Source organism: Serratia sp. HNCC26DJ244 (assembly GCF_057180565.1).
This window is the reverse complement of record NZ_JBXUGO010000116.1, coordinates 1-494: the sequence shown is the minus strand read 5'-3', so window position 1 is coordinate 494 and position 494 is coordinate 1. Positions and strand designations below refer to the sequence as shown.

1 protein-coding gene is annotated in these 494 nt (G+C 52.6%); it reads right to left on the bottom strand.

What is annotated here, in order from left to right; all coding sequences use genetic code 11:
• A partial coding sequence (locus AC2A06_RS18845; protein WP_484381297.1) for a hypothetical protein occupies nt 1–480 on the bottom strand: 480 nt, incomplete at its 3' end.
• Between the last annotated feature and the right edge of the window lie 14 nt (nt 481–494).

The window sequence follows — 494 nt, the reverse complement described above, 5'->3', positions numbered from 1 at the left end:
ACTTGATAACGGCACGCCACCAGTGAAATTGAGCGTACCACCATCCAGCACCAGATCCTGCAAGATGGCGGTACTTGGCGTTCCCGGGATGCCAACCGTCGTCACACTGCCGGTGGCTAACGTCAGCCCAGCATTCTGTAGAGTGTCGGCATTGGTCCCCGCCAGTGAGAAGGTAGCGTTATTCAGCGTCACATTGCCGGTAAAGCCACTCCCAACGCCAGTATCGAAATTGAACGCATTATTAGCCCCGGTATCGACATTCACCTGCCCGGCACCGGTCAGGGTATTGTTCAGCGTAAAGGCACCGGCGTTGGTGATATTCAAGGTGCTGGTGGCACCATCAACATTCAATATTGTTGAACCGTCCAATGCAGTAAGACTGTCAATGGTCAGTGTGGCGCCGGTATTAATATCTAACAAGCCCGTAAAGCCAGAGGCATTGCCATTATTTCTCAGATCGATATTGCTGCTGTTCAGCACCCAGTTTCCTGCGC